Source organism: Aestuariivirga sp. (genome assembly GCF_037139295.1).
GTDB lineage: Bacteria > Pseudomonadota > Alphaproteobacteria > Rhizobiales > Aestuariivirgaceae > Aestuariivirga.
The window spans coordinates 1-4,137 of the sequence record NZ_JBAXGR010000178.1 but is presented as its reverse complement, the minus strand read 5'-3'; the positions used below and the strand labels follow the sequence as shown (position 1 = coordinate 4,137).

2 protein-coding genes are annotated in these 4,137 nt (G+C 66.3%); both read right to left on the bottom strand.

What is annotated here, in order from left to right:
* Nucleotides 1–31: 31 nt before the first annotated feature.
* A complete protein-coding gene (gene polA / locus WCJ41_RS20340) occupies nt 32–2,944 on the bottom strand; it encodes a DNA polymerase I (RefSeq protein WP_336907665.1) in 2,913 nt (970 codons plus the stop codon).
* A gap of 58 nt (nt 2,945–3,002) precedes the next feature.
* Nucleotides 3,003–4,052, bottom strand: a complete 1,050-nt coding sequence (locus WCJ41_RS20335; RefSeq protein ID WP_336907664.1) for a zinc-dependent alcohol dehydrogenase family protein — start codon at nt 4,050–4,052, stop codon at nt 3,003–3,005.
* Nucleotides 4,053–4,137: the final 85 nt, after the last annotated feature.

The following is a 4,137-nucleotide window of genomic DNA, read 5'->3' as shown; positions in this document are numbered from 1 at the left end:
ACGTGCCTTCTGCTGATTGACATCGTGAATCCTAATGGGCGGCTTCCCAGTTCTGTGCCGCCCGCGCGTCCACCTGGAGGGGGACGCTCAACTTCACCACCGGATCGGGGGCGGAGACCATCACCCTTTTGACCACGTCCATGGTGCGATCAGCCTGCGCATCCACGCATTCGAAGATCAGCTCGTCATGCACCTGCAGCAGCATGCGGGCCCCGAGGCCGGCGTCCGACAGCGCGCCCGGCATGCGGATCATGGCGCGGCGGATGATGTCTGCCGCCGCACCCTGGATCGGCGCGTTGATTGCGGCGCGCTCGAGGAAGGCGCGCTCGGAGGCGTTGGGCGACTTGATGCGCGGGAAATGCATGCGGCGGCCGAAGATGGTCTCGACATAGCCCTTGTCGCGGGCCTCCTGCTTGGTCGCCTCCATGTAGTCGCGGATGCCGGGGAAACGCTTGAAGTAGGTGCGGATATACTCGCCCGCCTCCTCCCGCCCGATGCCCAACTGGTTGGCGAGGCCGAAGGCCGAGATGCCATAGATAATGCCGAAGTTGATGGCCTTGGCGCGGCGGCGCACCTGGGGGTCCATGCCTTCGACCGGCACGTTGAACATTTCGGAGGCCGTCATGGCGTGAATGTCGAGTCCCTCGGCGAAGGCCTTCTTGAGCTGCGCAATGTCCGCCACATGGGCCACCACGCGCAGCTCGATCTGGCTGTAGTCGGCACTCACCAGCTTGGATCCCTCCGGTGCGATGAAGGCGGCGCGTATCTTGCGGCCCTCCTCGGTGCGGACGGGGATGTTCTGCAGGTTCGGGTCCGTCGAGGCGAGGCGGCCAGTGGAGGTGGCCGCCATCGAATAGGAGGTGTGGACGCGCTTCGTCTCCGGGTTGATGTAGTTTGGCAGTGCATCGGTGTAGGTGGAGCGGAGCTTCGACAATTGCCGCCAGTCGAGCACGCGGCGGGCAAGCTCGATGCCCTGGCCTGCGAGATCTTCCAGCGCATCCGAGTCGGTGCTCCACGCACCCGTTGCAGTCTTTCGCCCGCCCGGCAGGCCCATGCGACCGAACAGCATGTCGCCCAGCTGCTTCGGCGAGCCGATGTTGAAGCGCTCACCGGCGAGTTCATAGACATGCGTCTCGATCGACGCGCAGGAGGTGGCGAGGTCGTTGGAGAGGCGGCGCAGCAGCTCCGGGTCGATGAGGATGCCTTCCATCTCCATGGCAGCGAGCACGGCGACCAGCGGGCGCTCCAGCGTCTCGTAAACGGTGAGCTTGCCCATCGCGGCGAGACGCGGCTTCAGCAGCAGCCAGAGGCGCAGCGTGATGTCGGCATCCTCCGCCGCATAGCGCGTGGCATCGGCCACCTGCACCAGGTCGAAGGTGATCAGCGACTTGCCGGAACCCGCCACCTCCTTGAAGGAGATGCACTTGTGATTGAGATGGCGTTGCGAGAGCTCGTCCATGCCGTGGCCGACATCACCCGACTCGAGCACGTAGGAGATCAGCATCGTGTCGTCGATGGGGCTGACGGCGATGCCATGGCGCTTCAGCACCTCGATGTCATACTTGAGGTTCTGGCCGATCTTGAGGATGGACGGATCCTCGAGCAGGGGCTTCAGCACAGCGAGGGCCTCGGCCAGCGGCACCTGGCCCTCGACCAGTTCTCCACCGAACAGGCCGCCTCCGCTCGCCTTGTGCTGCAGCGGAATGTAGCAGGCCTTGCCAGGGGCGGTTGCCAGCGACACGCCGACGAGATTGGCGCGCATCGAATCGAGCGAATCCGTTTCGGTGTCGAGCGCGATGTAGCCCCTGAGGTAGGCCGCCTGGCACCAGTCCTTCAGTGCACTGAGCGTCGTGACGGTCTCGTAGTCGGCATGGTTGACGGGAATGGCGTGGAGTGCCGCATCCTCGCGGCTGGCGGGCGCTTCCGCCGTTGCAGCGGGTGCCTCGGCTGCGGGTGCGGGCTTCTTCGCGGCAAAGCGCGGCGGCGGGAGGGCGGCGGCCTCGCCCCCTTCCGGCGGCCAGAACTTCACCTCCACCGGGATCGGATCGATGGCGGTGGAATCACTGTCGAGCTCGCCCGCGATCTTCTTGGTGAAGGAGGTGAACTCCAGCGCCTTGGTGAAGCCGATAAGCTGGGAGGCCTTCGGGTCATCCACCGCGAAGCCGCTCACGTCATGGTCCACCGGCACGTGCTCATCGAGCGTCACCAGCTTCTTCGAGATGCGCGCCTGTTCGGCGAATTCGATCAAGTTCTCGCGGCGCTTCTGCTGCTTGATCTCGGGCGCGCGCGCCAGCAGCGTTTCAAGATCGCCATATTCGGTGATGAGCTGGGCGGCGGTCTTCACACCAATGCCGGGGACGCCCGGCACGTTGTCGACCGAGTCACCCGCCAGCGCCTGGATGTCGATCACCTTGCCGGGCGGCACGCCGAATTTCTCCAGCACCTCGGGCTCGCCCACCTCGCGGTCCTTCATGGTGTCGTAGAGTGCCACGCCGGGGCGGATCAGCTGCATCAGGTCCTTGTCGGAGGAGACGATGCGGCAGGTGGCACCCGCCTCCACCGCCTGCCTGGCATAGGTGGCGATGAGGTCATCCGCCTCGTAGTTCGCCTGTTCGACGCAGGCGACGTTGAAGGCGCGGGTGGCCTGGCGGATCAGCCCGAACTGCGGGCGAAGGTCCGCCGGCGGCTCCGGCCGCTGGGCCTTGTATTGCGGGTAGATCTCGTTGCGGAACGACTTCGACGAATGATCGAAGATCACCGCGAGATGGGTGGGCTTCTCGCCGGACTTCGTTTCCTTCAACAGCTTCCACAGCATGTTGCAGAAGCCCTGCACGGCGCCCACGGGCAGCCCGTCGGACTTGCGCGTGAGCGGCGGAAGCGCGTGGTACGCGCGGAAAATATACCCAGAACCATCAATGAGGTAGAGATGGTCGCCGGGCTTCAGGGGAGCGTTGCTGGACATGGGCACACTATGCCACCCCGCCTCCGCCGATGCCAGCGCCTCAGCCCTGCAAGTTGTCGATGACGGTGACGCCCACGCCTGTATAGCCGTCCATCGCCGTGAGTGCCGCCCCGGCCTCCGACAGCGCGATGCGCCTGGTGATCATGCGGGCAGGGTCCAGCCTTCCGCCGGCGATCATGCCGAGGAGTGCCGAAAACCGCGAGGCGGCGATGCCGCGCGTGCCGAGGATCGAGATCTGCCGGGCATAGACGGTTTCGAGCAGCGGCATGGGCGGGCTCGCATGCTGGCCCAAGGGCTGGCCGATCTGCACGTGGCGGCCGAGCTTGCGGAGGCTGCGCACCGAATTGTGGATGGTGGCGGTGATGCCGAGGCCATCGATCGAGACATGCGCGCCGCCGCCGGTGACCTCGCGCACGGCAAGGGCCGTGTCCGCAAGCCGTGACGGGTTGAGCGTGACGTTCGCGCCCAGGGCCTTCGCCATGGCGAGCGCGTCCTCGTTGATGTCGATGGCGACGATCTGGGCACCCAGTGCGGCACCCACCATGACGGCGGAGAGGCCCACGCCGCCGCAGCCGTGGATGGCCAGCCACTCGCCGGGCTTCAGGTCCGCCCGGTCGACAAGGCCGCGGAAGGCGGTGGTGAGGCGGCAGCCCATTGCAGCGGCTTCCGCGAAGCCGAGGGTCTCGGGCAGCCGGACGAGGTTGAAATCGGCCCGCGGCACGGCGAGCAGCTCCGCAAAGGCGCCCCATCCGGAGAAGCCCACCACATGCTGGTGGTTGCAGACGGTGGGCTCCCCCGCCCGGCAATCCGGGCAATCGCCACAGGCGAGGATGAAGGGGGCGGTGACCCGGTCACCCACCCGGAAGCTGCGGACCTCGGGTCCGGCGGCCAGCACGACGCCGGCAAATTCATGCCCCGGCACATGCGGCAGTGCCACGTCGGGGTCCACTCCGCTCCAGCCATGATGGTCCGACCGGCAGACGCCGCACGCCTCGACCTTGAGGATGACGCCATCCACCGGGCAATCCGGATCCGGCACGGAGCAGATTTCCAGCGGACCCCGATAGGCTTCAAAAACGGCAGCTCTCATGACGGCACCTCCAGCGCAAAGCCCCTTAGCGCCAGCCATTGCCGAACGCCATGCCCTTCGGCTATAGAGGTTATGCGCGCTGCAC

Bases quoted from the DNA above. Each gene is read 5' to 3' on its own strand.
- WCJ41_RS20335 (WP_336907664.1), bottom strand. From the start codon at position 4,052: ATGAGAGCTGCCGTTTTTGAAGCCTATCGGGGTCCGCTGGAAATCTGC.